Annotated in this window: 1 protein-coding gene; it reads left to right on the top strand. The window is 67.4% G+C overall.

The features are described 5' to 3' along the window. Positions 1–1,287: Ig-like domain-containing protein (locus tag GIB19_RS28070; protein WP_274888850.1), on the top strand; the 1,287-nt coding region annotated here is incomplete at both ends.

Here is a 1,287-nt window from a genome sequence, read left to right as displayed (position 1 = left end):
CGTCGTCACCGGCCGTGCCGAACCGGGTAGCACCGTGCGGGTGCTGTCAGCTGACGGCACCGAACTGGGCAGCGCCCTGGTCGGCCCGACTGGCACCTTCAACATCACCCTCGATCCGCCTCAAGTCGATGGCGAGGTGCTGCAAGTTACTGCGACCGATGCTGCAGGCAACGCCTCAACCGCCGGCACGGTCACCGCGCCGGACATCGACGGCGGCGACACCACGCCACCAGACGCACCCACCAACCTGGTCATCGCCCTCGCCGGCAGCCAGCTCAACGGTCGCGGCGAAGCTGGGGCAACCGTGCAGGTCCGTGATGCCGAGGGCAACCTCGTAGCCAGCGGCTCGGTCAACCCGGATGGCACCTTCCAGATCACCCTGGACCCGGCCGTGAAAGACGGCAGCACCCTGCAAGTGGTACTGACCGACGCGGCAGGCAACGCCTCTGAACCTGGCTCAGTCACCTCGCCAGACCTGCAAGCGCCAGAGCAGCCGACCGGCCTCGAACTGGCCAACGGCGTCACCCTGACCGGTAGCGGCGAACCTGGCGCCACCGTGCAGGTACGCAATGCTGCGGGCGACATCATCGGCACCGGCCTGGTCAACGAGAACGGCAGCTTCAGCCTCACCCTTACGCCTGCTCAGGCCAATGGTGAAGTGCTGGACATCCGCCTGGTGGACGCCGCCGGCAACAGCTCTACCCCGCTGCCATTCGATGCACCGGACATCACGCCGCCTGCTGCGGTGAGCAATATTGTCGTCGGCGCCGACGGCCTGGCCTTGAGCGGCCGTGGTGAAGCGGGTGCCAGCGTGGAGGTGCGCGACGCCGAGGGTAATGTGATCGGCACCGGCACTGTCTTGGCCAACGGCACCTTCCTGATCGACCTCGACCCGGCGGCACTGCCAGGCGAGCGCCTGAGCCTGGTGCAGACCGACCCAAGCGGCAATGCATCCGTAGCCTTCGAGTACGACGTACCCTCGACCACCACGCCGGCCAGCCCGAGCGACCTGGTGGTCGCCGAAGACGGCACCAGCATCAGCGGTTCCGCCCCGGTCGGCAGCCGTGTGGAAGTGCGCGATGCCGATGGCACGCTGGTCGGCAACGTGGTGGTGGGTGCCGAAGGTACCTTCACCGTCATCCTCAACCCGGCACAAGCCAACGGCGAACTGCTCGACCTGGTGGCAATCGATGGCACCGGCGCGTCGTCCCTGCCGGTACAAATCAACGCACCCGACATCACCGCGCCGACTGCGCCGAGTGAACTGGCGATCAACGCCGACGGCAG

This window comes from Pseudomonas sp. ITEM 17296, from assembly GCF_028895205.1.
GTDB classification, from domain to species: Bacteria; Pseudomonadota; Gammaproteobacteria; order Pseudomonadales; family Pseudomonadaceae; genus Aquipseudomonas; species Aquipseudomonas kermanshahensis.
Note: the sequence above shows the minus strand (reverse complement) of the source record. Positions and strands in the feature narration are given on the sequence as shown.